The organism is Streptomyces sp. NPDC059477 (genome assembly GCF_042749375.1).
Lineage (GTDB): Bacteria > Actinomycetota > Actinomycetes > Streptomycetales > Streptomycetaceae > Streptomyces.
On record NZ_JBHYUG010000019.1, the window covers coordinates 63,643 to 88,148 of the forward strand.

The following is a 24,506-nucleotide window of genomic DNA, read 5'->3' on the forward strand; positions in this document are numbered from 1 at the left end:
GGACGCGGGAATACCGCATGGACGAACTGGCCGGACTGGCCGGCATCACGGTGCGCACCCTGCGCTTCTACCGCGAACGCAGACTGATCCCGCCGCCCCGCCGCGAGGGCCGTATCGCCTGGTACGACGATCATCATCTGGCCCGGCTGCGCACGATCGCGGCGCTGCTGGAGCGGGGCCACACCCTCACCGGCATCGCCGAACTCGCCGAAGCCTTCGACCACGGCCGCGATGTCGCCGACCTGCTCGGCGTCGGCCCGCCCACCGAGGAGACGCCGGTCCGCCTCACCCCCGGGGAACTCGCCGACGCCTTCGCGGGCCAGGCCACCCCCGAGAACCTCGCCGCCGCCCTGGACCTGGGCTATCTGGGCACCGACGGCGAGGACATCGTCCACATCAGCCGCCGTCTGCTCGATGTCTCCCGGTCCCTGGTGGCCGAGGGCATCCCGCTCTCCGAGGTACTGGCGGCGGGCCGCCGCGTCCGCGAACACGCCGACGCCCTCGCGGACCTCTTCGCCGCCCTCATCCTGCGCCACGCCCCCGAGGAGGACCTCCAGCGGCTGCGCCCCCTGGCGAAGAGCGTGGTGGAGGCGGAACTGTCACTGGCGCTGGACCGCAGACTCCGCGAACACGGCTGAGGACACGGCCTCAACGCCGCTCCCCATAGACCACCGTCACCGGCGCGTGATCGGACCACCGCTCCCCATGCGTGGCGGCCCGCTCGACGATCCCCTTCACGGCCCGCCCGGCGAGCCCGGGGGTGGCGACCTGATAGTCGATCCGCCACCCGGTGTCGTTGTCGAAGGCCCGCCCCCGGTAGGACCACCAGGAGTACGGCCCCGCAACGTCCGGGTGCAGCGACCGCACGACATCGACGTACCCCCCGTCCCCGGCGTCGAACACGGAGGTCAGCCAGTCCCGCTCCTCGGGAAGGAAGCCGGAGTTCTTGACGTTGCCCCGCCAGTTCTTCAGATCGGCCGTCTCATGGGCGATGTTCCAGTCGCCGCAGACCAGCACCTCGCGCCCGTCGGCGGCGGCCCGCTCCCGCAGCCCCTTCAGATGGCCGAGGAACTCCCCCATGAACCGGTACTTCTCGTCCTGCCGCTCGGTCCCCACATCACCCGACGGCAGATAGAGGGAGGCCACGGTCAGCCCCGGCAGATCGCCTTCGACATAACGCCCGCTGGAGTCGAACTCCTCGGACCCGAACCCGATCCGCACCCGCTCGGGCGCCCGCCGGGTGTACAGCGACACCCCGGCCCGCCCCTTGGCCGCCGCCGGGGCATGCACCACATGCCACCCCTCGGGCGCCCGGACCTGCTCCGGCAACTGCTCGGGCTCCGCGCGCACCTCCTGAAGACACAGCACATCGGCATCGGTCGCGGCGAGCCACTCCACGAAACCCTTCTTCGCGGCGGCACGCAGTCCATTCACATTCACGCTGGTCACAGTGAGCACCCCGGCACGATACCCGCACACTGGACCGAGTCCATTTACCGAGGGGCGCCACGTCACCCTCATAGGGCACCCTTGTCCGGTGACCAGCACGCACATACGCCCCGTCCCCTTCGACCACCCGGACGCCGTCAAGCTCAACGACGAGGTCCAGGCCGAGTACCACGAGCGCTACGGCGACGGCGGCGACGCCACCGTCCTGTCCCCGGCGGACTTCCGCCCGCCGAACGGCGCCTACCTCATCGCCTACGACGAGACGGGCCGCCCCGTGGCCACCGGCGGCTGGCGCAGCCAGGACCACAACGACGAGGGCAACGAGAACGGCGACGCCGAACTGAAGCGCATGTACGTGGTCCGCGACCTGCGGGGCCACGGCCTCGCCCGCCGGATGCTCGCCGCCCTGGAGGACGACGCCCGCACGGCGGGCCGCACCCGCATGGTCCTGGAAACCGGCCTGGAACAGCCGGAGGCCATCGCCCTCTACACCTCCAGCGGCTATGAACCGTGCGCGAAGTTCGGTTACTACCGCGCGTACGATTCCAGCCGCTGCTTCGCGAAGCCGCTGTAGCGGCTCCCCGCACGGACGCTCTGGCACGTCCCGGAAACGACAGAGATCCCGACCGATCATGAAGATCGGCGGGATCTCGTCAACTGCGCCTGAACCAAGTCAAGAACAGTGTGTGCGGTGGACCTGTGGGGATTTGAACCCCAGACCCCCTCGATGCGAACGAGGTGCGCTACCAGACTGCGCCACAGGCCCTTGCAACGAGTGAAACCTTAGCACCCCGATCGGCGTGCTCGGAAATCCGTTGCGGAGGGGTCCGGGAGGGGGTGGAAGGGGGCGGGCGAAGGGTCCGGCCGGGGTGGGCGGGGGGTGGTTACTCGTTGGCCGCGCGCGGCCGGTCGCCGTCCTCGTACTGGTCGAACAGCGGGGTGCGTCCGCGCTCGCGGGCCCGCCGGGCGGACGCGGCGCGGCGGCGGGCGTCGCCGCGGTCGTCGCCGTCCGTGCGGTCATCGGCCCGGTCATCGGCCGGTGGGGCCGGTTCCTCGGGCTGCTCCTCGGCGGCGGGCTGCGACTCCTGCTCGCGGGCGACGGAGCTGGAGCGGGCCGAGCTCCACGCGTCCGGCGCGCCGAGGTCGACGTCCGCCGTCGCCCGTGGCGCGACCGGCGCGGTCACATAGGTCGGCAGCGGCACCGGGACCGGATCCCAGCTGCCGCCGTGCCCGGGCAGACGCTGCCGCTCGCGCTGCTGGTCGACCCACTCGGCGTGGTCGGTCTGCTCCACCAGTGCCCGCCGGTCGGCGGCGAGCGCCGACAGACCGGGGTCCGTCTCGGGCTCGGGTCCCTCCTCCGGCTCATCGCTGTCGGCGACGGCGGTGGACGCCGCCCGGCGGGGCTGGCGGGTACGCTCCCGCAGCCGCTGCGCGGCGACCTCGGCGCGGCGCCGGTCCATCTGGTACGCGAACCGGCGGCGCTCCTGGGAGCGCAGATACGCGATGTATCCGCTGAGCAGCACGGCGGGCACACCGGGCGCCCACAGGAACGTGAGCCCGCCGACGGCCGCGACGATCGCGCCGAGCGTGAAGGCGAGGAAGAGCATCATCGTGGTACGGCGTCGGCGCGCGAGCACCTTCGTACGCCGGGCGCGCGCGGCAGCGGCTTCCGAGCCGGGCGTGCGCCGTGCACGCGGTGCGCGCTTGACCGCCTGGGCCGACGACGCCTGACCACCCGGCGTCGGGGCCTGCGCCTGGGCCGGTGCCTGTTCCGGCACCTGGACCGATGCCTGGGGCTGCCGTGCCCGGGCAGCGGCCCGCGCGGGGGCGGGCTTGCGCGCCGCCCTGGGCGCCGGCTTCGGCGCGGGTGCCTGCGGGGGTGCCGGAGGCATGGCGAAGGCCCGGACGTCCACCGAGTTGGTGAGGACGTCCGGGACGGATCCGGGCTCCCCCTCGTCGGTGCGCGCCCGCAGGTCCTTGGCGTACCGGCGCTCCATCCCCGCCCGTCCGGACAGCAGCCGGATGGCGGTGCTGAAGCGTTCCGTCGGACGGGCCTCGTTCAGCTCGTCCTGCCTACGGAGCCACATAGGCACCAAGTAGGCGGCCCAGGCCCCGACAATGACTGCGTAGATGAGGCCGCTGCTGCTCACGCCTCACACGGTAGAGGGGTTTGCGTGGGGCCATCCGCCAATTGGGCCGGTGTGTCGCACGATCCGGCTGATATTTCGAACTTTTTTTGTGATCGATGCGATCAGCAGACCGCACGGGTCGTGAATTTAATGCCTCGGCGCGATCCCCGGCCGATCAAATTCGAACGTATATTCAATTTCCGGGGTTACGGTGGATTCCCCCGCGTGTTCCGGCGGTCCTGCGGGGTGTTCTGACGGTCGTCCGGGGTGCTCTGCCGGTCGTCGGTGGCGTTCCGCCGGTCGTCGTCGGTGGCGTTCCGCCGGTCCCCGGGCTCGCTCTGCCGGCTTCCCGCGGCAGGCTGCGCGTGGGCGCGCCGCCAGCGCGCGAGCACGCCCTCCGGTACTTCCTCCGCGGTGAGCGCGAAGACGAGATGGTCGCGCCAGGCGCCGTCGATGTGGAGATAACGCGGCCGGATCCCCTCCTCACGGAATCCGAGTTTCTCCACCACCCGGCGGCTCGGGGCGTTCTCGGGCCTAATGCAGACCTCGATGCGGTGCAGCCCGATCGTGCGGAAACAGTGGTCGGTGACCAGCGCCACGGAGGTCGGCATCACTCCCCGTCCGGCCACCGCCTGGTCGACCCAGTAGCCGACGTGCCCGGAGCACATCGAGCCCCAGGTGATGCCCGCGACCGTCAACTGCCCCACCAGGCGCCCCTGGTACTCGATGACGAACGGCAGCATCCGCCCGGCGTTCGCCTCGGAGCGCAGATGGCGGACCATCTGGCGGTAGGTGGGCCGGTGCGCGAGCGGGCCGCCCGGCGCGGGCGGCGGGATGGTCGCCTCCCAGGGGCGCAGCCAGTCGCGGTTGCGCCGGTTCACCTCGCGCCAGGCCCGCTGGTCGCGCAGCTTTATCGGCCGGAGGACGATGTCGCCGTCGACCAGCTCCACCGGCCATGACGGGCTGTTCAGCGGGCACCCCCGGGGCGTCTGGAGCCGTCGCCGGCCGGCGTGCGGTCATCGGCGGCCGTGGGGTGGTCCCCGCCGCGGATCTGGTCGACGGCGTGTTTCAGCAGTGGTGCCAGGACGGCCAGTCCGTCCTTCACCCCGCCGCTGGAGCCCGGCAGGTTCACGATCAGCGTGCCGCCCGCCACCCCGGCGAGCCCGCGCGAGAGCGCCGCCGTCGGCACCTTGTCGCGCCCGTACGCGCGGATCGCCTCCGCGATGCCCGGCACCTCGTGGTCGAGCACCGCGCGGGTGGCCTCCGGGGTTCGGTCGGTCGGCGAGATGCCCGTGCCGCCGGTCGTGACGATGACGTCGTACCCGGCCGCCACGCCCGCGCGCAGCGCCTCCCGCACGGGATCGCCGTCCGGCACCACCTGCGGGCCGTCGACGGCGAAGCCGAGGCCGGTCAGGGCCTCGGCGATCAGCGGGCCGCCCCGGTCCGCGTAGACCCCGGCCGCGGCCCGGTGGGAGGCGGTGACGACCAGGGCGGCGTACGGCGCGCCCCCTGCCGGCTCCCCGGCGCTCACGGCCGGCTCCAGTCGCCCGACGTGCCGCCCGTCTTCTCCTCCACCCGTACGTCCGTGATGACCGCTCCCTTGTCGACCGCCTTGACCATGTCGATCACGGTGAGCGCGGCGACGGAGACCGCGGTGAGGGCCTCCATCTCGACGCCCGTGCGGTCCGTGGTCCGCACCGTGGCGGTGATCTCCACGGCGTCGTCCGCGACCGACAGGTCCAGTTTCACACCTGAGAGCGCCAGGGGGTGGCACAGCGGGATCAGGTCGGGGGTGCGTTTGGCGCCCATGATGCCCGCGATCCGCGCGGTGGCGAGCGCGTCGCCCTTGGGCATGCCCTCGCCGCGCAGCAGCGCGACCACGCGGGGCGAGACGAGGACCCGCCCGCTCGCGCGGGCCGTGCGCGCCGTCACGTCCTTGTCCGAGACGTCGACCATGCGGGCGGCGCCCGCTTCGTCGATGTGCGTGAGTCGGTCCTGCGTGCTCATGGTGTGTCGCGCTCCCGGTCCGGGCCCGCCGCGCTGGGGGCGCACGGGCCTGTTGTGCGCGACACGGTACCCCCACGGCGGGGCGGTCAGCCGAGCAGGACCACCTCGACCTCGGCGCCCGGCTCGACGCTCCCGGCGTCCTCCGGTACGACGATCAGCGCGTCCGCGTGGGCGAGGGCGGCGACCAGATGCGACCCGGCCCCGCCGACCGGCGTCACGGTCCCGTCCGCGTAGTTGGCCCGCAGGAACTGTCTGCGGCCCTTGGGCGAGGTCAGCGCCTTCCTCGCGGAGAGCGTCGCGCGCGTGCGCGGGCGGTGGACGTCTTCGAGGCCCATGAGGGCGCGGATCGCGGGCCGGACGAACAGTTCGAAGGAGACGTACGACGACACCGGGTTGCCGGGGAGCGCGAGCAGCGGGGTGTGGTCGGGGCCGATGGAGCCGAAGCCCTGGGGCTTGCCGGGCTGCATGGCGAGGGTGCGGAAGTCGATGCCGCTGCCCGCCTCGTCCTCGTCGCCGACGTGGGAGAGGGCCTCCTTGACGACGTCGTAGGCGCCGACGCTGACCCCGCCCGTGGTGACCATGAGGTCGGCGCGGACGAGCTGGTCCTCGATGGTGGTGCGCAGGATCTCGGCGTCGTCGGCGACCGCGCCCACGCGGTAGGCGATGGCTCCGGCGTCGCGGGCGGCGGCGGTCAGGGCGAAGCTGTTGGAGTCGTAGATCTGGCCGCTGCCGAGTTCCTCGTCGGGCTGGACGAGTTCGCTGCCGGTGGACATGACCACCACGCGCGGGCGCGGGCGCACCCGTACCGTGCCGCGGCCGATCGCGGCGAGGAGCGCGATCTGGGGCGGGCCGAGCACGGTGCCGGCCTCCAGCGCGCGGTCGCCGGCCCGCACATCGCTGCCCTTCGCGCGCACGTGCGCGCGCTCCGGTGCCGGGCGGTGGACGTGCACCTGTCCCGTGGCGCCCTCGGGGGCGAGGCTGCGGGCGCGCATCGAGGCGACCGGGCCCTCGCCCAGGCCGCCGTCGGTCCACTCGACGGGGACGACGGTCTCGGCGCCGGGCGGCAGCGGGGCGCCGGTCATGATGCGGGCGGCCTGGCCGGGGCCGACCCTGAGCAGGTCGGCCTGGCCCGCCGCGACGTCCCCCACGACCTCCAGGACGGCCGGGTACTCCTCGCTCGCGCCCGCGACATCGGCGACCCTGACCGCGTACCCGTCCATCGAGCTGTTGTCGAAGGGCGGGAGCGACAACGGCACCGTGATGTCGTCGACCAGGACGCAGCCCTGGGCGTCGAGCAGTTGGAGTTCGATGGGTTCGAGCGGGCGGACGGTCGCGAGGATGTCCTCCAGGTGTTCGTCCACCGACCACAGGTGGTCCGGGCCGGTGGGGCGGGGCGCGGCGGTGCTCAAGTGGCTACATCTCCTCGGTGACGTAACTGCGGAGCCAGGACCGGAAGTCCGGTCCCAGGTCTTCACGTTCGCACGCGAGTCTGACAATGGCACGCAGGTAGTCGCCGCGGTCGCCGGTGTCATAGCGGCGGCCGTCGAAGACGACGCCGTGCACCGGGCCGCCGATCTTCTCGTCCTGGGTGAGCTGCTGGAGGGCGTCGGTGAGCTGGATCTCGCCGCCGCGGCCGGGCTCGGTCCGGCGCAGTATGTCGAAGACGTGCGGGTCCAGGACATAGCGGCCGATGATGGCGTAGTTCGACGGGGCGTCCGCCGCGCTGGGCTTCTCCACCAGGTCGTGGATCTTGACGACATCGCCCTCGGCGGTGGGGTCGACGGCCGCGCAGCCGTAGAGGTGGATCTGTTCGGGGGCGACCTCCATGAGGGCGACGACGCTGCCGCCGTGCCGCTCCTGGACGTCGATCATGCGCTTGAGGAGGGGGTCGCGCGGGTCGATGAGGTCGTCGCCGAGCAGGACGGCGAAGGGTTCGTTCCCGACGTGCGGGGCGGCGCACAGGACGGCGTGCCCGAGGCCCTTGGGGTCGCCCTGGCGCACGTAGTGCATGGTGGCGAGGTCGCTGGACTCCTGGACCTTGGCGAGGCGGGCGGCGTCGCCCTTCTTCCCGAGGGCCGACTCAAGTTCGTAGTTGCGGTCGAAGTGGTCCTCAAGGGGGCGCTTGTTGCGGCCCGTGACCATGAGGACGTCGTCGAGACCGGCGGAGACGGCCTCCTCGACCACGTACTGGATCGCCGGCTTGTCCACGACCGGCAGCATCTCCTTGGGAGTGGCCTTGGTGGCCGGCAGGAACCGGGTGCCCAGACCTGCTGCGGGAATGACAGCCTTGCTGATCCTGGGGTGCGACTGAGTCATGGTCGCAACCCTATCCGGTGCCTTTGTGAAGAATCTGGGGCTCCGGTTAATTTGCTCTCATATGAACGTAATTATCGCGATACAGGAGCAGGAGTGAATCACATCGAACGTACGACTGACAGTGACAAACAAAAGTTGCGCCGACAGCTCCTCACGGTAAGAGGCAGGTTGCCGGAAGATGTCGTACGGGAGGCGGGGCGCGCGCTGGCCGGACGCGCGCTCGAACTGCCCGAGCTGGCACGGGCGGGCACGGTGGCCGCGTACGTCTCCGTGGGCGGCGAGCCCGGCACCATCGCCCTGCTGGACGCCCTGTGCGCGCGGGGCGTGCGGGTCCTGCTCCCGGCGCTGCTGCCGGACAACGACCTGGACTGGGGCGCCTACACGGGCGAGGGCTCCCTCACCCGGATCCGGCACGGCGGGAAGATGACGCTCTTCGAGCCCGCCGGCGACCGTCTCGGCCCGGACGCCGTCACCGACGCCGACGTGGTGCTGCTGCCCGGCCTCGCGGTCGACACGCGCGGGATGCGCCTGGGGCGCGGCGGAGGATCGTACGACCGTGTCCTCGCGCGGCTGGAGCGGGCGGGCGCCGATCCCGCGCTCGTGGTGCTGCTGTACGACACGGAGGTCCTGGAGCGGGTTCCGGCGCAGGAGCACGACCGCGCGGTGCAGGCCGTGGTGACACCGACGGGGGTGCGCCGCTTCACCGGTGCGTGAAGCACGAGTGCGCCCGGGACAAGTGCGCCCGGGACACAGGAAGGGCCCTGCACGCGCGCGTGTCGCGTGCAGGGCCCTTCCGGTGTCCGCGGGTGCGGCCGTCGGACCGTCAGGCGCGGGTCATGGCTTCAGGGTCAGCGTGTCGATGGTGCCGTCCTCGACCGCCTGTTCGGTGAACGCCCAGTCCAGCAGCTCGCCGTCCGCCCACTCGTCGGTCTGGTCGGTGTAGTGGGCGCTGTAGGCGTGCCCGGAGGCACCCGTGAGGTTGATCCACTTCGACTTGTCCAGGTCGTCGAGGTTGACCACCATGCGCATCGACGGCACCCAGACGACGCCGTAGCCGCCCGCCGCGTTCCAGCCGGTCGCGTTGACCGTGCCCTCGCCGCCGCCGAGGTTCCAGGGGCCGCGGTTCAGGGCGTACTGGAGGAAGCTCGGGCCCTCGGTGCCCAGCGTCTGGTTCTCCAGGAACAGCCGGTGCAGCCGGCCCCAGCTCCAGGTGTCGATGTCCTTGCCGAGCTTGGAGGTCAGCTCCCAGCGCGCGTCGATCATGGCGCGCTCGAACAGCTCGTCACGGTTGTCGGCGGCGGGGCGGCCGTTGCCCGACTCGGGCGTGGTCCACCAGTCGCTGTCCGGCTCGTCCATGAGGTTGCGGACCACCTCGAACCAGCGGTCGCCGCCGTCGGGCTGCGCCTGGTCGGCGGCGCGCTCGCCGCACTCCAGCACCTTGGTGTCGTCGTCGACCGGGCCGGTGTTCTCGACCGGGTCGACCCACAGGCACTGGTCCTCGACCCGCAGCTCCTTGGGCAGCTTGTTGCCGAAGGCCAGCTTGAGGATGTTGCGCCAGACGGAGTTGAAGTAGGCCGCCGCGGCGGAATCGGCGTCCTGGGTGTAGTCCCAGCCCTCCAGCAGCTTCTGCGCCTCGCGCACGTCCTTGTCGTCGACGTCGAGCTTCAGCAGCTCCGGCACCAGCAGCCGGGCGATCTCGCTGCTGTTGTCGAGCTGCATCTGGCGCATGTCCTCGGTGGAGACCTTGCCGCCGTCCTTGATCTTCGACTCGATCAGGTCGGTGATCCGCTGGCTGCGGGTGCCGTAGCCCCAGTCCGTGGTGAGCGTGTACGGGTAGTCGGCCTCGTCCACGACGGCCTGGTTCGCGGTGACGATGTAGCCGCGCTCCGGGTCGTACTCGTTGGGCAGCTCGTCCTGCTCGATGTAGCCGGTCCACTCGTGGTCGGGGTCCCAGCCCGGCTGCGGGATGGAGCCGTCGGCCCCCTCCGCGCGGGTGGGGATCTTGCCCGGCAGCGTGTAGCCGATGTGGTTGTCGGTGTCCGCGTAGACCAGGTTCTGCGAGGGCACCTCGAACAGGGCCGCCGCCGCGCGGAAGTCCTCCCAGTCGGTCGCCTTGTTCATCTCGAAGACGGCGTCCATGGAGGTGCCGGGGTCGAGCGCGGTCCAGCGCAGGGCGACGCCGTAGCCGTCGGCGCGGTCGGGGGCCGCGTTGTCGACGGTGGCCTCCTGGCCGACGTCGACGAGTTCGTCCGCGCGGTCGGACAGCAGGGGGCCGTTGTTGGTCTCGCGGACCACGATCGTCTTGGACTCACCGCCGGCGACCTCGATCGTCTCCTCGCGCGTGGTGAACGGCTTGACCTTGCCGTCGTAGAGGTAGCCGTCGCCGGTGAGCTTCTCCAGGTAGAGGTCGGTGACGTCGACGCCGGAGTTGGTCATGCCCCAGGAGATGTCCTGGTTGTGGCCGATGACCACGCCGGGCATGCCCGCGAAGGTGTAGCCGCTGACGTCGTACTGGCAGGTCTCGGAGACCTCGCGGCAGTGCAGGCCCATCTGGTACCAGACCGAGGGCAGCGACGCCGACAGGTGCGGGTCGTTGGCCAGCAGCGGCTTTCCGGTGATGGTGTGCTCGCCGCCGACGACCCACGAGTTGGAGCCGATGCCGTTGCCGTTCACCCCGACGGCCTCGGGGACGTTGTCGAGCAGGTCGTAGAGGCCGGAGAGCTGCGTCTGGAGGGCCGAGGAGTCGGTGGAGGCGGCGGATGCCGTCCCGGTGCCGTCCGAAGCCTCTGAGACGGCGTCAGCGGCCCCGCCCATACCGGTCGTGCCGTCCGTGCCGGTCGTGTCGCTCGTGCCGTCCGTCGCCGTCCCGTCGGTGCCCGTGCCGCTGCCGCCGCCGTCGAACGTCTCGGTCAGCTCGTCGTACTGGCCGTCCTGGACGATCGCCTGATTGCGGTCGTAGGGGTACTGCGGATACAGGTCGGCGATCTGCTGCGGGCCCAGCCGACTGGTCATCAGGGCGCGGTCGATCTCGTCCTGCATGTTGCCGCGCAGATCCCAGGCCATCGCCTTCAGCCAGGCCAGCGAGTCGACCGGGGTCCACTGCTGGGGCGCGTAGTCGTTGACGAAGCCGAGGGCCGCGTACTCCAGGGAGATGTCCGCGCCGCTCTTGCCCTCCAGGTACGCGTTGACCCCCTTGGCGTACGCGTCGAGGTACTTCTTGGTCTCGTCCGACAGCGTGGAGTCGTACTCCTCCTTCGCCACCCGGTCCCAGCCCAGGGTGCGCAGGAATTCGTCGTTCTCGACCTGGCTCTCGCCGAACATCTCCGACAGCCGCCCGGAGGTCATGTGGCGGCGCACGTCCATCTCGTAGAACCGGTCCTGCGCCTGCACGAAGCCCTGCGCCATGAACAGGTCCTCGTCGGAGGAGGCGTAGATCTGCGGGATGCCATAGGCGTCGCGTTTGACGTCCACCGGCCCCGACAGGCCCTCCAGCGTGATCGAGCCCGTCGTCTGCGGGAAGGAGGCACGGACGGTGCTGATGGTCCAGTACGCCCCGTAGGCGAGACCGCCCACGATCGCCAGCACCAGGACCAGCACGAACAGCCGGCCCTTGCGTCCCTTCTTCCTGCCGGATTTGCCGGGCCTGCGACCCGTTGTGGCGGTGGTGTTGGGGGGCATCGCTGTCCTTGCTGTCCTTACGCGAGCGGCAGGCGGTCCTGGAGTGCTGGAGCAACCATAGGCGCAGGGCCTGAGGGCACTTGACGCGGACTGGTGTACCAGCACGCACGAGCGTTCGATCTTGTACCGGGCGAGCGTCAAGAAAGCGTCAAGAGTTAGGTAAGGTAATGAAGTAGTTGGGCGCACGGCCCTGAGCCGTCGTGTCCGATGTACATGTCTGCTCACGCGCGGTGCGCGCACGTGGGCCAGGGAAGGGAACGGCCGCTGACTGTCCACGACCTCAACGAACTCCTGCTCGTCTGCTCGCTCGTCCTGCTCGTCGCCGTGGCAGCGGTCCGGATCTCCTCGCGCAGCGGGCTCCCCAGCCTGCTCGTGTACCTGGGCATCGGCATCGCCATGGGACAGGACGGCATCGGCGACATCCAGTTCAACAACGCCGAACTGACCCAGGTCATCGGATACGCGGCCCTGGTCGTGATCCTGGCCGAGGGCGGTCTCGGCACGAAATGGAAGGAGGTCAGGCCGGCCCTGCCCGCGGCCTCCGCGCTGGCGCTGGTCGGTGTGGCGGTGAGCGTCGGGGTCACGGCGACGGCCGCGCACTACCTGGTCGGGCTGGACTGGCGCCAGGCGCTCATCATCGGCGCGGTGGTGTCCTCGACGGACGCGGCGGCCGTGTTCTCCGTGCTGCGCAGAATTCCGCTGCCCGCGCGCGTGACGGGCACGCTGGAGGCCGAGTCGGGCTTCAACGACGCCCCGGTCGTCATCCTGGTCGTCGCCTTCTCCACGGCCGGCCCGATCGACCACTGGTACGTGCTGCTGGGGACCATAGCGATGGAGCTGGCCATCGGCGCCGCCGTCGGCCTGGCGGTCGGTTTCCTGGGCTCCTGGGGGCTGCGGCACATCGCGCTGCCCGCCTCCGGTCTCTACCCGATCGCCGTCATGGCCATCGCGATCACCGCCTACGCGGCGGGCGCGCTGGCGCACGGCAGCGGCTTCCTCGCGGTCTATCTCGCCGCCATGGTGCTGGGCAACGCCCGGCTGCCGCACGCGCCCGCCACGCGCGGGTTCGCCGACGGGCTGGGCTGGATCGCGCAGATCGGCATGTTCGTCCTGCTGGGCCTGCTGGTCACCCCGCACGAACTGGGCGACGACATCCTGCCCGCGCTGCTGATCGGCCTGGTGCTGACCATGGTGGCGCGCCCGCTGAGCGTGGTGCTCTGCCTGGTGCCGTTCCGGGTGCCGTGGCAGGAGCAGGCGCTGATGTCCTGGGCCGGGCTGCGCGGCGCGGTGCCCATCATCCTGGCGACGATCCCCATGGTGAACGGCGTCGGGGGCAGCCGCCGCATCTTCAACATCGTCTTCGTCCTGGTCGTCGTCTACACCCTCGTCCAGGGGCCCACCCTGCCCTGGCTCGCGCGCGTGCTGCGCCTGGGCGACAAGACCGAGGCCGCCGACCTGGGCATCGAATCGGCGCCGCTTGAGCGGTTGCGCGGGCATCTGCTGTCCGTCGCCATCCCCGACGGCTCCCGTATGCACGGCGTCGAGATCAACGAACTGCGGCTGCCGGCGGGCGCCGCCGTGACCCTTGTCGTCCGCGAAGGAAAATCGTTCGTTCCGCTGCCCACGACCGTCCTGCGACGCGGCGACGAGCTGCTCGTCGTCACCACGGACCCGGTCCGCGACGCCGCCGAGGCCCGGCTGCGCGCGGTGGGCCACGGCGGCAAGCTGGCGGGCTGGCTCCGCGGGAACGGGGCGAACGGGGCGACCGCCGTACGACGCTGAATCGTCGGGCCGGACGGACGGAAGGCCGGGTCGGGGGGCGCCGAGTCTGGGGGCGTCGGGTCAGCGGCGCCGCGCCGGGTCGGACGGGCGCCGGGTCGGGTCGGGCGGCGCCGGGCCGGACGGGCCGCACATGCCGGGCAGACGGGCAGGCGGGCAGACCGGCCGGGACGCACTGAGCGGACTGGCCGGGTGGACGGACCGACCGGATGGGCGGACCGGATGGGCGGACCGACCGGATGGGCGGACCGGATGGGCGGACCGACCTGATGGGCGGACCGGATGGGCGGACCGACCGGATGGGCGGAAGGCCGTGCCCGGGGCGCCGGGGCGGGCGCGGCCGACCCCGGGCGCGGCCGGCCCGGGACCGGTCGGCCGCCCGGCCCGCCGCCCTGTTACAGGCACATTTCGTACGGTTCACACCCCTCCCAATCCCAGGCCACCCATGACATTGGTGGGCACTTTCACAAAGTCTCCGCGCGTAGACCCCTGTACGATGAAGGCCGACCTGATCGAACCGACTCTGCCTGACGCAGGGCTGGCGCGACCGTATGGCGGCCGGGACGCTCCTCGCAGTGAACGCCGGTATCTACCGCAGTTCCGCGCAAGAGGACAGCTCTCGGTGCCCCCGCGCGGGCGGCGCCACCAGGCGGCAGAAAGGCACGGGGCCGTGGTGTCCGCGGTCACCAACGAGTCTTCGAAGGACGCGTCGGAGCTTTCCCGCCCGGGATACGGGCGTCTGTTGCGCACCCGGGGCGCCTGGACGTTCCTGCTGCCCGGCTTCGCGGCGCGTCAGCCGTTCGCGATGCTCACCATCTCCATCGTGCTGCTGGTGCAGCACACCACCGGCTCCTACGGCACGGCGGGCGCCGCCGCGGCCGTCACCGGCGTCTCCATGGCACTGTTCGCGCCCTACAGCGGGCGCCTGGCCGACCGCTACGGCCAGCGCGCGGTGCTGGTCCCCGGCGTCCTGGTGCACACCCTGTCGGGCCTCACCCTGACGGCGCTCGCGCTCGCCGACGCCCCCTTGTGGGCGCTGTTCGCGGCGGCCGTGCCGACCGGCGCGTCGGTGCCGCAGATCGGGCCCATGGTGCGGGCCCGCTGGGCCGCGAAACTCCAGGGCAGGCCCCTGATGAGCACCGCGGCGGCCTTCGAGTCCGTCACCGACGAGCTGACCTTCGTGGTCGGCCCGCTGCTGGCGACCGCCCTGTGCACCACCGTCGACCCGGCGGCCGGTCTGATCACCGAGGCGGCGCTGACACTGGTCGGCGGTCTGCTGTTCGCCGCGCAGAAGAGCACCCAGCCCACGGTGTCCGCCGCCGGGCACGCGCGCGTGGAGCGGGTTTCCGCACTGCGCGTCCCCGGGGTGCGGGTGCTGATCGTGGCGTTCCTGGGCATCGGGGCGGTCTTCGGCGGCATGCAGGTCTCGCTGGCCGCGTTCAGCGAGTCCCTCGGCGAACCGGGCCTGAACGGCGTCCTGTACGGCGTTTTCGCCGCCGGCAACATGATCTCCGGCATCGCCTGCGGAGCCATCGCCTGGAAGTCCGCCCCGCAGCACCGGCTCGTCGTCGGCTACGCCGCCCTCGCGCTGACCGCGTCCGGTCTGTGGGCGGCCCACTCGCCGCTGGTCCTGGCCGGGCTCGGCCTGCTGGTCGGCATGTCCATCGCGCCCGCCCTGATCACCGGCTACACCCTGGTCGACGGGCTGGTCCCGGCCGGGGCGCGCACGGAGGCGTTCACCTGGCTGACCGGCGCGGTGGCGCTCGGCCAGGCGGCGGCCGTCACGGTCGCCGGGCAGCTGGAGGACCGCTTCTGGGACGGCGCCGGGTTCCTGGTGCCGATGGGCGGCACCCTGCTCGCCCTGGTGACGGTCGTGTCCCTGCGTTCGCGGCTCGCGGTGCGCCAGACCCGTACCGTGGCGCGTGGCGTGGGTCACCGCGAGCCGGTGGCAGTGGACTGATCCCGAGGAATACGTCACTATGGACCGTCGTTAGCACTCATCGAGTGAGAGTGCCAGGAGGAAGACAGTGCCGACCTATCAGTATCAGTGCACCGAATGCGGCCAGGGCCTTGAGGCGGTGCAGAAGTTCACCGACGACGCCCTGACCGAGTGCCCGAACTGCGCCGGCCGCCTCAAGAAGGTGTTCTCCGCGGTCGGCATCGTCTTCAAGGGCTCGGGCTTCTACCGCAACGACAGCCGCGGCTCCTCGTCGAGCAGCGCCCCGGCGAAGTCGCCGGCCTCGGCGGGTTCCTCGTCATCGTCGGCCTCCTCGTCCTCGGACGCGAAGTCGTCGCCGTCGGAGTCGAAGTCGTCCTCCGCGGACTCCGCCAAGCCGTCGAGTTCCGGCACCTCCACCAGCACCTCAGCGGCGTAGCACCCGCTTCCCGAGACCCTGCCGTCATCGCGACGGCGGGGTCTTCGGCGTTCGCCGACGACCGATGACGGCTCGAAGACGGCACGATGGGTGCGCGACGAGTGCGCGAGGGCGGCTCCCGTGTGTGCCTCATGACGACAGCTCGCGTGCGGACCTCTCGACGACAGCTCGCGTGCGGACCTCCGCGTCCGGCCGGGGTGGCGGCTAGTGTGCTGGTCATGGCGAATCCAGCGCACGCAGAGAACGCAGCGAACGCGGAGATCGGTGTCATCGGCGGCTCCGGCTTCTACTCGTTCCTCGATGACGTGGAAGAGGTACAGGTCGACACGCCGTACGGGCCGCCCAGCGACTCCCTCTTCCTCGGCGAGATCGCCGGCCGGCGGGTCGCCTTCCTGCCCCGCCACGGCCGCGGGCACCATCTGCCGCCGCACCGCATCAACTACCGAGCCAACCTGTGGGCACTGCGCTCGGTCGGCGTCCGCCAGGTCCTCGGCCCGTGCGCCGTCGGCGGACTGCGCCCCGAGTACGGGCCGGGCACCCTGCTGATCCCCGACCAGCTGGTGGACCGTACGAGGGCGCGGGGGCAGACGTTCTACGACGGGCTGCCGCTGCCCGACGGAAGCGTGTCGAACGTGGTGCATGTGGCCTTCGCCGATCCGTACTGCCCGGTCGGCCGGGCCACCGCGCTGAAGGCGGCGCGCGGGCGGGACTGGGAGGCGGTGGACGGCGGCACGCTGGTCGTGATCGAGGGCCCGCGCTTCTCGACCCGCGCCGAATCGCTGTGGCACCGGGCGCAGGGCTGGTCGGTGGTCGGCATGACCGGTCACCCGGAGGCCTCGCTCGCCCGCGAACTGGAGCTGTGCTATTCCTCCGTCGCTCTGGTCACCGACCTGGACGCGGGCGCCGAGACCGGTGAGGGCGTCTCGCACGACGAGGTGCTGCGGGTGTTCGCGGCGAACGTCGACCGGGTCCGGGACGTGCTGTTCGACACCGTGGCCGCGCTGCCCCCGACGGACCGCCGCGACTGCCTGTGCGCCAACGCGCTGGGCGGGGCGGACACGGGGATCGTGCTGCCGTAGGGAGGGATGCCGCCGGGCGGGGTCGGGGGCGGAACTCCCCGTTCGGGTGGCGGAGTTATCCACAACCGGGCAGTAGGACACGGGCTCCGGCGGGCATCGGCGAGACGCCTCATCGTGGTCGCACCAGCCGATTCCGTCGCAGGTGGTGATCGCCGTGTCCGTTCCTCCCTCCCACTCCCCCCGCTCTCCCCACTCCTCCCACTCCCCCCGCTCTCTCCTCTCTCCCCACCCTCCCGCCTCTCTTCACGCGGGCCCGTATCGCCCGCGCTCCGCGTATGCCCCGGGCCTTCCGGATCCTGTGCCAGGTCTTCAGGGTTCTGCGCCGGGTCTTCAGGGTTCTGCGCCGGGTCTTCAGGGTTCTGCGGCGGATCCGCCCGGTGGTGAGGTCCCTCCCCCTTGCGAGGTGCCGCAGTTCGCTCCTGTGCGGGTACGCGGCGGGCGGTATCGGTGGCACCGGCCGGGGCGGCGTCGTGGGCGGGCTCTGGCGGCCGGTCTCGTGGTCACCGCGGCGGTGCTGGTCGCGGCGGCGGTGCCCGGCGAGCCGACGGAGGGTGAGCGGGGCGGGCGGGCGCGGGGGCATCCGGTGGCCGAGCGCCCGCCCGAGCGGCCCGTGGAGAAGGTGACCGCGCCGGTGCGGATCGCCGACGGCGCCACGGTCCGGCTGCTGCGGCCGGGCGACCGGGTCGATGTCATCGCGGCGCCGGAGACGGCGACGGGCGGGGACGCGCGCGTGGTGGCGCGGGGCGCGCTGGTGGCCGAGTTGCCGGAGCCCGTGGACGAGGCCGGCGGCGGGGCGCTCGTGGTGCTGTCCGTGCCGAGGTCCACGGCGGCGCAATTGGTCGGCGCGGGCGTCACGGCACGGCTGGCGGTGACGCTGTGCTGAGCCTCAGCTCCGGTATGCGGTGCGACCGCGTGTCAAGTCCCTCGTTCGAGGGAGAGGATTGGACAGAATGGCGGCGCCCTGTCGTAGGTTGCGGACCGGTCTGTTCCTGTTCCCCTGCTCCATACGTGTGTGAAGGAAGGCTCCGAGGTGAGCGAAAAGAAGGAACCAGGCGTCTGGGACGGCTTCAAAGCCTTCCTGACGCGTGGGAACGTCGTCGATCTGGCAGTAGCGGTGGTCATCGGCGCCGCCTTCACCAACATCGTCAACTCGGTGGTGAAGGGTGTCATCAACCCGCTGGTCGGGGCGATCGGCACGAAGAACCTCGACAGCTACAGCTCCTGTCTGAAGGGCCCGTGCGAGAAGGCCGCGGACGGCACGGTCAGCACCGGCGTGATGATCCTGTGGGGCTCGGTGCTCGGCGCCGCGCTCAGCTTTGTGATCACGGCCGCGGTGGTCTACTTCCTGATGGTCCTGCCGATGGCCAAGTACCTGGCCCGGGTGGAGGCCCGCCGGAAGGCGAAGGAGGGCGCCCAGGAGGTCATCGAGGTCTCCGAGCTGGAGGTGCTCAAGGAGATCCGCGACGCGCTGGTCGCACAGCGCGGGTCGGGCCACGACGAGCGGTAGCGCGGGCGGCTCAGAGGTGGTGGGGCGGCTTCTCGTCGAGGAAACGCTTGAGGTCGTCGGCGCTCTCGGCGCCCGCCCGCTCGCCCCAGCCTCGGTCCGTGTCGTCCGACGACTGCGCGTCCAGCGGATCGTCGAAGATCAGCGCGGGTCGCGGGGCGCTCGGCTCGGGTGCGGAGGCGGTGTTCATGCCTCCAGCGTACGGCCCCGGGGCGGGCGCCGGACGAGGCCCTGCGCCGGACCCCCACCCTCCTTGTGAACACGTTCACAAGAAATTCGCCCCGGTTTCTGCTGTTCTGGGAGTCATGACTTCCCGTTCGACTCCGTCGCCGGGGTCCTCCGGCCCTTCCAGTCCTTCCGGTCCGCCGGCGCCCCCGGGCCCGCTGCGCCGGCTCACCGCGCGGGGGCGTGACGAGAGGCACCGCGCCTCGACTCCGCTCGAACTCTTCTTCGACCTCTGTTTTGTCGTCGCCGTCGCGCAGGCGGGCGTGCAACTGGTGGGCGCGCTGGCCGAAGGGCATGTCGGCGAGGGGATCCTGAACTACGCGATGGTGTTCTTCGCCATCTGGTGGGCGTGGATGAACTTCACCTGGTTCGCCTCGGCGTACGACAACGACGACGTGCTCTACCGCGTGGTGACCCTGGTGCAGATCGCGGGTGTCCTGGTGCTCGCCGCCGGGGTCTCGCGCGCCTTCGACCAGCATGAGTTCCTGCTGGTCTGGCTGGGCTACGCGATCATGCGGGTGGCGATGGCGTCCCAGTGGCTGAGAGTCGCGAAGGACGCGCGCGGCCAGGAGAGAGCGTGCGCCCTGCGCTATGCGATCGGCATCCTGGTCTGCCAGGTCGGCTGGCTGGGGCTGGTGCTGCTGCCGCAGTCGGCGCGCTCGTGGGTGTTCCTCGTGATGGTGCTCGCCGAGCTGTGTGTGCCGCTGCTCTCCGAGCGGGGCTTCGCCACCTCCTGGCATCCGCGTCACATCGCCGAGCGCTACGGGCTGTTCACCATCATCGTGCTCGGCGAGTCGGTCGCGGCGGCCACTGTCGCGGTGAAGTCCGGCGTGGACCAGAACGAGGCCGTGGGTGATCTGCTGCCGCTCGCGGCGGGCGGACTGCTGATCGTGTTCGCCGCCTGGTGGATCTACTTCGCCGTCCCGATCCACGGGCATCTGCGGAGCAACCGGGAGTCGTTCCTGTGGGGCTACGGCCACTATCTGATCTTCGCGTCCGCGGCGGCGATCGGCGGGGGCCTGGAGGTGGCCGTCGAGCAGGCCGTCCATGAGGCGCCCATCTCGAAGCTGGCCGCGTCAGCGGCGGTGACGCTGCCGACGGCGCTGTATCTGCTCGCGGTCTGGGCGCTGCACGCGCGCCACTTCAAGGCGGGCATCACCCAGCAGCTGGTGCTGCCGACGGCGGCGCTGCTAATGATCTGCTGCACGTTCCTGGGGCACTGGGCGGTGCTGGCGGCCGGTTGTGTGGCGGCGCTGACGGTGGCGGCCGGGGAGACGCTGACGGCACGAAGAGCCGGCCGGGGGCGCGCGGCGAAGGCGACGGCTCCGGCGATCTGATGCCCCGGGCGGCGCGCGGTGCCCCGGGCGGCTGCGTGCCGGCCGGTTCCGGGCCGGGCGAGACTGGGCGGCATGACAGTTGACGCTCTGACGGATGTGACCGGCGTACGGGTGGGGCACGCGACGCGTGCCGGGGACGGCTGGCTCACCGGTACGACGGTCGTGCTCGCCCCACAGGGCGGGGCGGTGGCCGCCGTGGATGTGCGCGGCGGCGGCCCCGGCACCAAGGAGACCGACGCCCTCGACCCGCGCAATGTGGTGCAGAAGGTCGAGGCGATCGTGCTGACGGGCGGCAGCGCGTACGGGCTCGACGCGGCCTCGGGGGTGATGGCCTGGCTGGAGGAGCGGGGGCGGGGGGTGCGGGTCGGGGTGGACCCGGCGCATGTGGTCCCGGTGGTGCCCGCCGCGTGCGTCTTCGACCTGGGGCGCGGGGGCGACTTCCGGGCCCGGCCGAACGCGGCGACCGGACGCGCGGCCGTCGAGGCGGCGGCGGCGACCGGGCCGGGCGCGCCGGTGGCCGAGGGATGTGTGGGAGCCGGTACGGGCGCGGCGGTCGGTCATATGAAGGGCGGGGTCGGCACGGCGAGCACGGTCACGGACTCGGGGTTCACGGTGGCGGCGCTCGTGGTGGCCAACGCGGCGGGGGAGACGGTTGATCCGGGGACGGGGGTGTTGTACGGGGAGTTCTTCGGCGGACGGGTGACCTATCCGCCGGCGCGGGTGCACGAGGCGGCCCGGCTGCGGATCGCCCGGGCGGCGGAGCGCAATGCCCTGCCGCCGCTCAACACCACCCTGGCGGTGGTGGCCACCGACGCGGAGCTGTCGAAGGCGCAGGCCCAGAAGCTGGCCGGTACGGCTCATGACGGCATCGCGCGAGCGGTACGCCCGGTGCACCTGCTGAACGACGGCGACACCGTGTTCGCCCTCGCGACGGGCGCCCACCCCCTCCCGCACGCCCAGCCGCTCGCCCTGAACGAGGTCCTGAGCGCGGGCGCGGACATGGTGACCCGAGCCATCGTGCGCGCCGTACGGGCGGCGCGGTCGGTGGAGGGGGAGGGCGGGATGTGGCCGTCGTACGGGGAGCTGTACGGGGAGTTGCGGGAGGAGTTGCAGGGGTAGCTGTAGGGCCAGTCGCGGGGGGGGCGGGGCCACGGCCCCGGGGCTCGGGGGGTGCCCCTATGGGTCGAGCATCGTCTGGAGCGAGGTGCGAGGCTGGGGGCGATCAGCACGACGGCGTCCATGCCCGGGACGACGACGGTCTGCTCGTCGAGCGCGGTGAGGATGTCGTCGGCCAGGCGCTCGGCCATCGTGGGGGGCTTTCGGGCGTGTGAGGGTGACCGGCCGTCTGCGTCCGGCCTTGCGGATCCGGGCCCCGGAGCCGGTGCCGGTCCGGGTGTCCTCGCTGGCGGGGTCGTCGTCGAACCCCACGATCATCTCCATCTCGGCGGCCGTCTTGTCCTCGGGCTCGATCGCCCGCAGGGTGTGGGCATCGCGCGAGCGGCGTCCGCGATGATGAACGCGTCGCGGGCGTCGGTCTTGGCCTCGCCCGGGTAGAGGTCGGCGATCCGCCGCCTCGTCGGACCGGGCAGGCAGGCCACCTCACCGCCCATGTCCCGCGCGACCGCGAGGGGCAGGGCGCCGGCCGATGCGGGCTGGTCGACCGCGGCGAGCACACGCCTTCTTCCCGGCCGGGGTGACGGCGGTGGTGTGGTGTTCGCCCTTGCCGACATCCAGACCGAGATGGACGTCGAGGTCACCGGTGTCGGTCACGGGCGTCCTTCGGTCGTGCCCGCCCGGCCGTCCGGCGGCACCGATCGCCACCTCCGCACGACGAAGAGCTTCCCTGCTTCCCAAGGCGGCGTGGCGTGCTGTGGTCCCGCCGGGGGATTGTCCCGGTTCTGTCACGTGAGTGCCTTCGTTTTGGATGGAGGGAACCCGAGGTGGGGCCGGTTCCCTCTTTGCTGGCGCGTGGGAGTGGATCACGGACATCACTTGAACCTGGAGCAGCTCGTGACAACGTCGGACATAGCAGCGCGGCGCGGACTCGTGGCCGGTGCGGCCCTGGTGGTCGGCGGCCTGGTGCTGACAGCGTGTGGTGGAAGCGCCAACGCCAATGACGACAAGGGCGGAAGCGACGCGCCGAAGGCGGCGGGGGCGACGATCGTCATCTCGGCGAAGAACGGTTCGACCGGGGCGTCGATCAACAAGACCGGGGTCGAGGTCAGCGGGGGCAAGCTGACGGATGTGACCATGACCGACCAGGCGACGGGCCAGGAGGTGCCCGGGGAGGTGGCCGCCGACGGGGGCAGCTGGAAGCCCGAGGAGCAGTTGGAGCGGGGGACGAAGTACCGGATCTCCGCGAAGGCGCAGGGCTCGGACGGGCGGGCGACGGCGGCCGACTCGGTGTTCACGACGGTGACGACGGCGAACAGTTTCATCGGGACGTACACGCCGGACGACGGGACGACGGTCGGGGTGGGGATGCCGGTGTCGTTCACGTTCGACAAGGCGATCACCGACAAGAAGGCCGTGCAGTCGGGCATCACGGTGACGTCGAACAGCGGGCAGGAGGTGGTGGGGCACTGGTTCGGGGACCAGCGGCTCGACTTCCGGCCCGAGGAGTACTGGAAGGCCGGGTCCAAGGTCTCGATGAAGATCGACCTGGACGGGGTGGAGGGCGCCAACGGGGCGTTCGGCGTGCAGAAGAAGACCGTGGAGTTCACCATCGGGCGCGCGCAGGTGTCGACCGTCGACGTGAACACCCAGACCATGACCGTGGAGCGGGACGGCAAGGTGCTGAAGTCGGTGCCGATCTCGGCGGGCAGCGCGGAGAACCCGACGTACAACGGGCAGATGGTGATCTCGGAGAAGTTCGAGCAGACCCGGATGAACGGCTCGACGGTCGGCTTCGGCGGGGAGTACGACATTCCGGATGTGCCGCACGCCATGCGGCTGACCACGTCGGGCACCTTCGTGCACGGCAACTACTGGTACCCGCAGAGCAATCCGCCGTTCGGCAGCCAGGGCACCAGCCACGGGTGCGTGGGGCTCGCGGATGTGCAGGGCGCGCAGGGCGACACGGACGGCAAGTGGTTCTACGACAACTCGATGCTCGGGGACGTGGTGGTGGTGAAGAACTCGCCGGACGACACCGTGGCGCCGGACAACGGCCTCAACGGCTGGAACATGTCCTGGAGCCAGTGGTTGGCGGGAAGTGCGACCTGATCTGTCCAACTCCTTTCTGACCAGGCATTTTTGAGGGATCATCGGGTCGCGCGGGAACTTCTCGCGCGACCCGCCAGTTTTCCCTGCGTACGTTTTCTCGGTTCCCGGACATGATGTCCGACCGAGGGGCTACGGTATGCACCCACAAGGTGACACGCAGCAACGCCGGGAGAAACCTTGAGCGTTCCGTACGAGACGGCAGCGTACGAACCACCAGAGTCGCCGGAATCTCCGGAAGAGCATCTCGCGCGACTGCTCGGCCGCGCCCTCAATTCCTTCGACCTGCCCGACGACACCATAAGGCGTCTGGACCGCGCGCTGGCGCATGACAGTTCGCTGCACTCCGCGCACCACAGCGCGGGTCTGCACCGGGAGACGTACCGCCACACCTGGCTGCTGGGCGACGGTTCGGCGCTCACGCTCTGGGAGCTGGTGCACGACACCAGACCGGGCGGCGGCCCGCAGCACGAGGTGTACGCCGACGAGGACGAGTTGCGCATGGCGACGGGGCGGCTCCCGCTGCCCCCGGACACACCGGACTTCGAACTGCCCGTGCAGGTACGGCTGTCGCCCGCCCCCGGGCCCCGGCACGCGTACGTGCCCGACGACTCGGCGGACCACGCCCGCCGTCTGCTGCGCCGGGCGGAGAACGCGGACCGGCCGGACGCGGAGACGGCCACGCTGCTCACCGCGGCGTTCGCGCACCAGATCACCCAGGCGTTCGGGCGCCCGTGCCGGGCCGGGCGCGCCGGGCTGTGCTTCTCGCTCTACGAGCACGCCTTCCTGCTGCGCGACGGCCGCGAGGTCTCCCTCTGGGAGGTCGAGCACACGGCCACGCCCGACGGGCGGCACATGTGCGAGGTGTACGTCAGCGAGGAGGCCGCGCGGGAGGCCATGGAGCGGCGGGCGGCTCAGGTGTCGTGAAATTCCCGGGTCGTGGTCCTGGGTCCTGGGGGTGTGTGGAGGCGTACGCCCCCGCTGGAGGACGCCCGATGGACGCCCTGTGGGCGACCTCAGCGGGGCTCGTCCAGGCCGCGGACCAGGCCCGCGAAGGCGTCCTGTTCGGCGGGGGTCAGTTCGACCGACTCCAGTTGCGGGGCGGACTGGCGCTGGTCGGGGAGTGCGGCGAGGGTGTGCGCGCCCGCCGGGCCGGAGTGCCAGACGGCAAAGCCGGTGCGGCCGTGGCGCAGAAGTCGTATCACGCCCACGATCCACGCGACGGCGCACAGGACGAGGACGGTCGCGCCCGCCCACTGGAGGGGCGTGAAGGTCTCGAACATGCGGCCAAGTAGACCGCACGGCCCGGGACTTTGACCCCGGACCGTGATCTATCTCGCAGGTCAGGTGAAAGACTCACAGGCTACTCAAAGGGACGGATGGGGCTCGCCCCACGGCTGTGATCC

General features: G+C 71.5%; 22 protein-coding genes, 1 tRNA gene and 2 pseudogenes. 13 read left to right on the plus strand and 12 right to left on the minus strand.

From position 1 onward, the window contains the following. Positions 1-17: 17 nt before the first annotated feature. A complete protein-coding gene (locus ACFXAZ_RS12960) occupies positions 18-638 on the plus strand; it encodes a MerR family transcriptional regulator (RefSeq protein ID WP_384588851.1) in 621 nt (206 codons plus the stop codon). Between the two features lie 10 nt (positions 639-648). Here ACFXAZ_RS12960 and ACFXAZ_RS12965 read toward each other — a convergent pair whose 3' ends face one another. Then, entirely contained in the window at positions 649-1,458 is an 810-nt protein-coding gene (locus ACFXAZ_RS12965; RefSeq protein ID WP_384588758.1) for an exodeoxyribonuclease III, read from the minus strand. A gap of 79 nt (positions 1,459-1,537) precedes the next feature. Here ACFXAZ_RS12965 and ACFXAZ_RS12970 point away from each other — a divergent pair, with 79 nt between their 5' ends. Continuing rightward, the gene (locus tag ACFXAZ_RS12970; protein ID WP_384588761.1) at positions 1,538-2,023 is read left to right on the plus strand and encodes a GNAT family N-acetyltransferase; all 486 of its coding nucleotides are present in this window, start codon (positions 1,538-1,540) and stop codon (positions 2,021-2,023) included. A gap of 118 nt (positions 2,024-2,141) precedes the next feature. Here the strand turns inward: ACFXAZ_RS12970 and ACFXAZ_RS12975 are convergent. From ACFXAZ_RS12975 to galU, 7 genes and pseudogenes are all read right to left on the minus strand, one after another. Next, a tRNA-Ala gene (locus ACFXAZ_RS12975) sits at positions 2,142-2,215 on the minus strand. Positions 2,216-2,333: 118 nt separating this feature from the next. Continuing rightward, positions 2,334-3,599 carry a gephyrin-like molybdotransferase receptor GlpR gene (gene glpR, locus ACFXAZ_RS12980; protein WP_384588764.1) on the minus strand — a complete coding sequence of 422 codons (1,266 nt, stop codon included), beginning with the start codon at positions 3,597-3,599 and terminating at the stop codon, positions 2,334-2,336. A gap of 329 nt (positions 3,600-3,928) precedes the next feature. Continuing rightward, positions 3,929-4,549: pseudogene (locus tag ACFXAZ_RS12985) on the minus strand (GNAT family N-acetyltransferase); the annotation flags it as partial. Beyond that, entirely contained in the window at positions 4,546-5,121 is a 576-nt protein-coding gene (locus ACFXAZ_RS12990) for a molybdenum cofactor biosynthesis protein B (RefSeq protein WP_384588854.1), read from the minus strand. The gene ACFXAZ_RS12990 and the pseudogene ACFXAZ_RS12985, both read right to left, overlap by 4 nt. Continuing rightward, positions 5,106-5,585 (minus strand): cyclic pyranopterin monophosphate synthase MoaC, encoded by a 480-nt coding sequence (gene moaC / locus ACFXAZ_RS12995; RefSeq protein ID WP_384588766.1) that lies wholly within the window; start codon positions 5,583-5,585, stop codon positions 5,106-5,108. Before moaC ends, ACFXAZ_RS12990 begins: the two co-directional genes overlap by 16 nt. Before the next feature lie 86 nt (positions 5,586-5,671). Then, the gene (glp, locus tag ACFXAZ_RS13000; protein ID WP_384588769.1) at positions 5,672-6,994 is read right to left on the minus strand and encodes a gephyrin-like molybdotransferase Glp; all 1,323 of its coding nucleotides are present in this window, start codon (positions 6,992-6,994) and stop codon (positions 5,672-5,674) included. 4 nt (positions 6,995-6,998) lie between these two features. After that, complete coding sequence (gene galU, locus ACFXAZ_RS13005; protein ID WP_384588772.1) at positions 6,999-7,901, minus strand: UTP--glucose-1-phosphate uridylyltransferase GalU; 903 nt, start codon at positions 7,899-7,901, stop codon at positions 6,999-7,001. Between the two features lie 93 nt (positions 7,902-7,994). Here galU and ACFXAZ_RS13010 point away from each other — a divergent pair, with 93 nt between their 5' ends. Further along, positions 7,995-8,615, plus strand: coding sequence for a 5-formyltetrahydrofolate cyclo-ligase (locus ACFXAZ_RS13010; RefSeq protein WP_384588775.1), 621 nt, complete (start codon positions 7,995-7,997; stop codon positions 8,613-8,615). A gap of 120 nt (positions 8,616-8,735) precedes the next feature. Here the strand turns inward: ACFXAZ_RS13010 and ACFXAZ_RS13015 are convergent, their stop codons facing one another. Next, positions 8,736-11,579, minus strand: a complete 2,844-nt coding sequence (locus tag ACFXAZ_RS13015; RefSeq protein WP_384588778.1) for a penicillin acylase family protein — start codon at positions 11,577-11,579, stop codon at positions 8,736-8,738. A gap of 207 nt (positions 11,580-11,786) precedes the next feature. On the opposite strand from ACFXAZ_RS13015, the gene ACFXAZ_RS13020 reads away from it, so the two are divergent. The 6 genes from ACFXAZ_RS13020 to mscL all read left to right on the plus strand — a co-directional run bounded on the left by ACFXAZ_RS13020 (position 11,787) and on the right by mscL (position 18,319). Next, a complete protein-coding gene (locus ACFXAZ_RS13020) occupies positions 11,787-13,361 on the plus strand; it encodes a potassium/proton antiporter (protein WP_384588781.1) in 1,575 nt (524 codons plus the stop codon). 667 nt (positions 13,362-14,028) lie between these two features. Beyond that, positions 14,029-15,318 carry an MFS transporter gene (locus ACFXAZ_RS13025; RefSeq protein WP_384588784.1) on the plus strand — a complete coding sequence of 430 codons (1,290 nt, stop codon included), beginning with the start codon at positions 14,029-14,031 and terminating at the stop codon, positions 15,316-15,318. Positions 15,319-15,385: 67 nt separating this feature from the next. After that, positions 15,386-15,733, plus strand: a complete 348-nt coding sequence (locus ACFXAZ_RS13030; RefSeq protein ID WP_384588787.1) for an FmdB family zinc ribbon protein — start codon at positions 15,386-15,388, stop codon at positions 15,731-15,733. Between the two features lie 218 nt (positions 15,734-15,951). Next, positions 15,952-16,812: an S-methyl-5'-thioadenosine phosphorylase gene (locus ACFXAZ_RS13035; protein ID WP_384588790.1), complete on the plus strand. Its 861-nt coding sequence runs from the start codon at positions 15,952-15,954 to the stop codon at positions 16,810-16,812. Positions 16,813-17,215: 403 nt separating this feature from the next. Beyond that, on the plus strand, positions 17,216-17,695 hold the full coding sequence (locus tag ACFXAZ_RS13040; protein ID WP_384588793.1) for a hypothetical protein: 480 nt from the start codon (positions 17,216-17,218) through the stop codon (positions 17,693-17,695). Between the two features lie 147 nt (positions 17,696-17,842). After that, positions 17,843-18,319, plus strand: a complete 477-nt coding sequence (gene mscL, locus ACFXAZ_RS13045) for a large conductance mechanosensitive channel protein MscL (protein WP_384588796.1) — start codon at positions 17,843-17,845, stop codon at positions 18,317-18,319. A 10-nt stretch (positions 18,320-18,329) separates the two neighbouring features. Here the strand turns inward: mscL and ACFXAZ_RS13050 are convergent, their stop codons facing one another. Continuing rightward, complete coding sequence (locus ACFXAZ_RS13050; RefSeq protein ID WP_384588799.1) at positions 18,330-18,506, minus strand: hypothetical protein; 177 nt, start codon at positions 18,504-18,506, stop codon at positions 18,330-18,332. A gap of 115 nt (positions 18,507-18,621) precedes the next feature. Here ACFXAZ_RS13050 and ACFXAZ_RS13055 point away from each other — a divergent pair, with 115 nt between their 5' ends. After that, complete coding sequence (locus tag ACFXAZ_RS13055; protein ID WP_384588802.1) at positions 18,622-19,878, plus strand: low temperature requirement protein A; 1,257 nt, start codon at positions 18,622-18,624, stop codon at positions 19,876-19,878. A gap of 72 nt (positions 19,879-19,950) precedes the next feature. Beyond that, the gene (locus ACFXAZ_RS13060; RefSeq protein WP_384588804.1) at positions 19,951-20,997 is read left to right on the plus strand and encodes a P1 family peptidase; all 1,047 of its coding nucleotides are present in this window, start codon (positions 19,951-19,953) and stop codon (positions 20,995-20,997) included. Positions 20,998-21,083: 86 nt separating this feature from the next. On the opposite strand, the pseudogene ACFXAZ_RS13065 reads toward ACFXAZ_RS13060, so the two are convergent. Next, positions 21,084-21,648 (minus strand): annotated as a pseudogene (locus tag ACFXAZ_RS13065) (transposase); the annotation flags it as partial. A 240-nt stretch (positions 21,649-21,888) separates the two neighbouring features. On the opposite strand from ACFXAZ_RS13065, the gene ACFXAZ_RS13070 reads away from it, so the two are divergent. Together ACFXAZ_RS13070 and ACFXAZ_RS13075 are read left to right on the plus strand one after the other, a co-directional pair. Then, entirely contained in the window at positions 21,889-23,103 is a 1,215-nt protein-coding gene (locus tag ACFXAZ_RS13070; protein ID WP_384588807.1) for an Ig-like domain-containing protein, read from the plus strand. A 177-nt stretch (positions 23,104-23,280) separates the two neighbouring features. Then, positions 23,281-24,027: a DUF6227 family protein gene (locus ACFXAZ_RS13075; RefSeq protein ID WP_384588810.1), complete on the plus strand. Its 747-nt coding sequence runs from the start codon at positions 23,281-23,283 to the stop codon at positions 24,025-24,027. An 89-nt stretch (positions 24,028-24,116) separates the two neighbouring features. Here the strand turns inward: ACFXAZ_RS13075 and ACFXAZ_RS13080 are convergent, their stop codons facing one another. Continuing rightward, entirely contained in the window at positions 24,117-24,383 is a 267-nt protein-coding gene (locus ACFXAZ_RS13080) for a hypothetical protein (RefSeq protein ID WP_384588813.1), read from the minus strand. Between the last annotated feature and the right edge of the window lie 123 nt (positions 24,384-24,506).

Coding starts and splice junctions, on each gene's coding strand:
- ACFXAZ_RS13050 (WP_384588799.1), bottom strand. CDS start 18,506: ATGAACACCGCCTCCGCACCCGAGCCGAGCGCCCCGCGACCCGCGCTG.
- galU (WP_384588772.1), bottom strand. CDS start 7,901: ATGACTCAGTCGCACCCCAGGATCAGCAAGGCTGTCATTCCCGCAGCA.
- ACFXAZ_RS13080 (WP_384588813.1), bottom strand. CDS start 24,383: ATGTTCGAGACCTTCACGCCCCTCCAGTGGGCGGGCGCGACCGTCCTC.
- moaC (WP_384588766.1), bottom strand. CDS start 5,585: ATGAGCACGCAGGACCGACTCACGCACATCGACGAAGCGGGCGCCGCC.
- ACFXAZ_RS13020 (WP_384588781.1), top strand. CDS start 11,787: ATGTACATGTCTGCTCACGCGCGGTGCGCGCACGTGGGCCAGGGAAGG.
- ACFXAZ_RS13060 (WP_384588804.1), top strand. CDS start 19,951: ATGACAGTTGACGCTCTGACGGATGTGACCGGCGTACGGGTGGGGCAC.
- ACFXAZ_RS13015 (WP_384588778.1), bottom strand. CDS start 11,579: ATGCCCCCCAACACCACCGCCACAACGGGTCGCAGGCCCGGCAAATCC.
- ACFXAZ_RS13035 (WP_384588790.1), top strand. CDS start 15,952: ATGGCGAATCCAGCGCACGCAGAGAACGCAGCGAACGCGGAGATCGGT.
- ACFXAZ_RS12960 (WP_384588851.1), top strand. CDS start 18: ATGGACGAACTGGCCGGACTGGCCGGCATCACGGTGCGCACCCTGCGC.
- ACFXAZ_RS13055 (WP_384588802.1), top strand. CDS start 18,622: ATGACTTCCCGTTCGACTCCGTCGCCGGGGTCCTCCGGCCCTTCCAGT.